This window comes from Streptomyces sp. T39 (assembly GCF_008042045.1).
GTDB lineage: Bacteria > Actinomycetota > Actinomycetes > Streptomycetales > Streptomycetaceae > Streptomyces.
This window is the reverse complement of sequence record NZ_RDBP01000134.1, coordinates 1-4,163: the sequence shown is the minus strand read 5'-3', so window position 1 is coordinate 4,163 and position 4,163 is coordinate 1. Positions and strand designations below refer to the sequence as shown.

Genomic DNA, 4,163 nt, shown 5'->3' with positions numbered 1-4,163 from the left:
GGAGTGCGGTGACCATCTCGCAGACCGCGGGCACCGGGTCGGCCGCGGCGGCGTGCGGCGACGAACCGTGCCCGCCGCGCCCCACCGTCACGGTCACCGTGTCGGACGCGGCGGCGAGGACACCGGGGCGGTCCGCCCGGAGCACCGCGGCGGCGATGTCGCCGTACGCGGCCGGGGCGGGGCCGGCCCCGGCCGGCGCGGCCGGGGCGGCCGGCGCGGGGGCGGCCGAGCCGCCGGGGGCGGGGGAGCCGGCACCGGCGGCAGCGGCGGCGGCGCGGTGCAGGCGGTCGGCGGCGAGGGCGGCCAGGAGCGCGGCGGCGTCCGGCAGCACGGCGTCGTCGTAGACGGCGTGCGGGGAGTGGTTCATGGGGGCGGTCGACGGGTCCGCACCGGCCGGACAGGCACCGATCCCGAGGAACGCGCCGGGCACCTCCTCCAGCACGAACGAGAAGTCCTCGGAGCCGGCCATCGGCTTCGGCGCCTCGAACGCCCGCCGCGGGCCGAACAGTCCGCGCGCGGTGCGCAGCGCGAACGCGGCCTCCTCCGCGTCGTTGACGGTCGGCGGATACAGCTCCCGGTAATCGACGTCGACGTGGACGCCGTGGGCGTCGGCGACGCCGCGGACCGTGCGGAGCAGCCCCTCGCGGACGGCGTCGTGGGTGGCCGGCGAGAAGGTCCGTACGGTGGCCTCGAAGCGTGCCGTCGACGGGATCACGTTGTGCGTCGTGCCCGCGTGCAGCGAACCGACGCTGAGGACGGCCGGGTCGAAGACGTCCACGGTCCGGGTGATCATCGTCTGGAGTGCGGTGACCATCTCGCAGACCGCGGGCACCGGGTCGGCCGCGGCGTGCGGCGACGAACCGTGCCCGCCGCGCCCGCCCACCGTCACGGTCACCGTGTCGGACGCGGCGAGGACCGGACCGGGGCGGGTGGCGACCACGCCGAGCGGGAGGACCGTCGAGAAGACGTGCAGGCCGTACGCGGCGACGACACGGGAACCGGCGGCGTCGAGCACGCCCTCCTCGATCATCAGGCGGGCCCCGCGGTGCCCCTCCTCGCCGGGCTGGAACATGAACACGACGTCACCGGCGAGGGTGTCCCGCCGCGCGCAGAGCAGGTGCGCCGCGCCCACGAGGGCGGCGGTGTGCACGTCGTGGCCGCAGGCGTGCATGGCGCCGGGGACCTCGGAGGCGTACGGCAGTCCGCTCTCCTCCTGGACGGGGAGCGCGTCCATGTCCGCCCGCAGCAGGACGGCGGGGCCCGGGCGGCCGCCGCGCAGCACCGCGGTGACCGAGGACAGCCGCGTGCCGGTGGCGATCTCCAGCGGCAGCCCGTCGAGCGCGTCGAGCACCCTGCGCTGGGTCCGGGGCAGGTCGAGGCCGAGCTCCGGGTCGCGGTGCAGGGCGTGGCGCAGCCGCACCAGGCCGTCGTGGAGGGCGCGTGCGTGCGGGCCGGGGGCGTCGAGCGGAGCGCAAGCGTCCGCAGGGTGTCCGTTCATGTGCGGTACGGTCGGCGCGACCCACCGATGTGCGGGCCGAACTCCACAGGATCCGCCAGACAAGGCCCCCGCCATGCAGACATCCGCCGGTCTCGACGAGCTCGACCGCCTCCTCGTCACCGCGCTCCAGGCCGCGCCGCGCGCCGACTGGCGGCGGATCGGACGCGCTCTGGACGTGGACGCCTCCACCGCCGCCCGCCGCTGGGCCCGGCTCACCGAGTCCGGTCTCGCCTGGCTGAGCTGCCATCCGGCGGCGGGCCCGGGGCCGGCGCCGGTCGTCGCGTTCATCGAGATCGACTGCGCGCCGCCGCTGCTGCGCGACGTCGCGGCCCGGGTGGCCGGGGACCCGCACGTCTTCACCGTCGAGCACGTCACCGGCTCCCGGGACCTGCTGGTGACGGCGGCCTTCGCCGACCAGGCGGGCCTCGCCCGGTACCTCGGCTTCCGGCTGGGCGCCCTGGAGGGCGTCCGGGCGACTCGGAGCCAGATCGCCACCGCGCTCCATGTCGAGGGCAGTCACTGGCGGCTGGACCGCCTCGCGGAGCGCCGGCGCACCCTGCTGAGGGACCCCGTGCCCGCCGACCGGTCACCGGCGGGCTCCCCCGCGCGGGCGCCCGACCCGGCGGATCTCGCCCTCTTCACGGCGCTGAGCGAGGACTGCCGGCTGCCCGCGGCGCAGCTCGCGGAACGCACCGGGCTGAGCCCGACGACGGTACGCCGCCGCCTCGCCCGGATGCAGTCGGAGCGGGCGCTGGTGTTCCGCTGCGAGGTGGCGCGCTTCCTGTCCGGATGGCCCGTCTCGGTCACCCTGTGGTGCGCCGCTCCACCGGGCGCCGTCCCTGCCGTGAGCGCGCAGTTGACGGGGATGCGGGAGACACGGCTGTGCGCGTCGCTCTCCGGGCCGCACAACCTGATGGTCGCGGTGTGGCTGCGGTCCATCGAGGACATCCGGACCTTCGAGACGCGGCTGGCCGCACGCTTCCCCGACCTGGTGGTCGCCGACCGGGCGATCGCGCTGTGGCCGCTGAAGCTCGGCGGCCACATCCTGGACCCGCACGGCCGCCATGTGCGGGCCGTGCCGGTCGCGCTCTGGGAGGACGCGGAGGCCGCGGCCGCCGAGGAGGCGCTGCTCGCCCCGTTCCGCACGGGGGGCGTGGCGGGGCCGCGGCCCTGACCGCGCGGAGCCGCGCAGGCCCGGCATCCGAACGGCACCCGGGCCGGGTGCCGTTCGGGAGCCGTTCGGGAGCCGGGACGGATGCCTGCGGCTGCCGGGGCGCCCCACGGCGTTCGCCGCGCCGGGGACAGGTCCCCGGCGCGGGCGCCGGTCGCCTCACCCGCCGGAGGCCTGGTCGAAGTGGGTCTCCACGAGGACGCGCCCGTCGGCGGCGTAGGCCGTCACCGTCCAGCTCTGATTCCCGGCGGCCCGGGTGCCGAAGGCGTAGTACGTTCCCCAGTCCGGGTCCCCGGGCAGTCGCAGCATCCCGGCGCGGAGGCGTTCACCGGAGTCGAGGCGTACCTCGACACCGGCCGGGACCTCGTCCGTGCGGAACGCGCCCGAGAACAGGACCGGGCGGCCCGGATCCGTGTCCCGGCCGCCGCTGAGGCTGCGGGGCGGGATGTTGTCCCCGGAGAGACCGCGCGCGGTGGCGACGGCGTCGCGGATGTCGCCGTAGCCCGCCACGTGGTTCTGCCGCCCGTCGGGGAGCAGGGCCATGCTGCGGCCGTGTCCGATGGCGACCGGCTCGTACGGGGCGACGGTGCGCAGGGGCTCCGGACGCGGGGTGACCGGCGGGGCGGTGGCGGGCGGGGCCGGGGCAGGGGCGACCTCGCGGCCGGCGAGCGGCATCACGGCCAGCACCGCGACCACGGCGGCGGCCGCCCCCGCCAGCACCCCGGCGCGGCGTCGCCGGGCGGCCCGACCCCGCAGCAGCACCGCGTCCACGGGGGCGGGCGCACCGGACACGGTGTCCGCCTCGCGGCGCAACGCGTCGCGCAGCGGCCGGGTGTCGTCCTCGTTCACGGGGTTCACGGGGTTCACGGGGTTCACGGGCGCGGCCCCCCTCTCGTGTGTGCGGCGTGGATCCCGGGATGCTCGCGCAGCTTCTTCAGGGCGCGGGCGGTGTGACTGCGCACCGTACCGACCCCGGTCCCGAGCAGCGACGCCACCTCGCGCTCGCCGCGGTCCTCCAGATAGCGGAGCACGATCACCGCCCGCTGCCGGGGCGGCAGTTGGGCGAGCGCGTCCAGCACCGCGCCGCGCTCCATGACACCGTCGGCGCCGTCGGGAGCGGCGGTGTCGGGGATGCGGGTGGTGAGCCATTCGCGCAGCCGGGTGCGCCGCAGCCGGTCGGTGTTCGTGTTGATCATGATGCGCCACACGTAGGCGTCGGGGTCGTCCGCCCGCCGCACGCGGTCCCACTTCACGTACGCCTTGGCCAGGGCGGCCTGCACCAGGTCCTCCGCGTCGTGGTGGTGTCCGGTCAGCAGATGGGCGGTGCGCAGCATCCGGGGCCAGCGGCTGGCCACGAACGCCCGGAAGTCCGCCTCCGCGCTCGTCTTCACTCGGGTCCTCGTCGTCGGCGTGCTCTGCCTTCTGCGTGTGCGCGGGCCTGCGCGGCGCGGGCCGCTGCCCGTACGCGGCGCGCACACGGTGTCGGTGCGCCGC

At 77.0% G+C, this 4,163-nt stretch carries 3 protein-coding genes and 1 pseudogene; 1 reads left to right on the top strand and 3 read right to left on the bottom strand.

Annotation, left to right across the window (positions count from 1 at the left end):
* Positions 1-256: 256 nt before the first annotated feature.
* Positions 257-1,498: pseudogene (locus tag EAO77_RS36065) on the bottom strand (M20 family metallopeptidase); the annotation flags it as partial.
* Between the two features lie 73 nt (positions 1,499-1,571).
* Between EAO77_RS36065 and EAO77_RS36060 the strand changes: the two are divergent.
* Entirely contained in the window at positions 1,572-2,672 is a 1,101-nt protein-coding gene (locus tag EAO77_RS36060; RefSeq protein ID WP_147992521.1) for an Lrp/AsnC family transcriptional regulator, read from the top strand.
* A 156-nt stretch (positions 2,673-2,828) separates the two neighbouring features.
* Here the strand turns inward: EAO77_RS36060 and EAO77_RS36055 are convergent, their stop codons facing one another.
* Positions 2,829-3,518 (bottom strand): hypothetical protein, encoded by a 690-nt coding sequence (locus tag EAO77_RS36055; RefSeq protein ID WP_147992520.1) that lies wholly within the window; start codon positions 3,516-3,518, stop codon positions 2,829-2,831.
* A 23-nt stretch (positions 3,519-3,541) separates the two neighbouring features.
* The gene (locus EAO77_RS36050) at positions 3,542-4,060 is read right to left on the bottom strand and encodes a SigE family RNA polymerase sigma factor (protein WP_147992519.1); all 519 of its coding nucleotides are present in this window, start codon (positions 4,058-4,060) and stop codon (positions 3,542-3,544) included.
* Positions 4,061-4,163: the final 103 nt, after the last annotated feature.

Coding starts and splice junctions, on each gene's coding strand:
- EAO77_RS36060 (WP_147992521.1), top strand. CDS start 1,572: ATGCAGACATCCGCCGGTCTCGACGAGCTCGACCGCCTCCTCGTCACC.